Raw genomic sequence first — 317 nt, forward strand, 5'->3', positions numbered from 1 at the left:
GAAATCTCAGACTCAAGTGGCTGTTACTGCCTAATCTGAGCTTATCGCAAGTTACTACGTCCTTCATCGCCTCTGACTGCCAAGGCATCCACCGTGTACGCTTAGTCACTTAACCATACAACCCGAAGGAGTTTCGGGTTGCTGTTAAACAACCTAGGTGTCACACATTTAATTTACATGAGTGTGTGACTGATTTTGCCGGACTCAATTTGAAGACTTACTGAATCAGTAAGCTTCGATACCAAGCACACTTGAATGTGTTTGTTGGTGTATTCCATTCAGGAATACATTGAGAACTTTACAAACAATCTTCTAAA

General features: G+C 41.6%; 1 rRNA gene. It reads right to left on the reverse strand.

The annotated features are described in order from the left end of the window. Positions 1–115: ribosomal RNA gene (locus tag JIG40_RS02600) — 23S ribosomal RNA — on the reverse strand; the annotation flags it as partial. Positions 116–317: the final 202 nt, after the last annotated feature.

Source organism: Vibrio sp. bablab_jr001, assembly GCF_016464285.1.
Lineage (GTDB): Bacteria > Pseudomonadota > Gammaproteobacteria > Enterobacterales > Vibrionaceae > Vibrio > Vibrio fluvialis.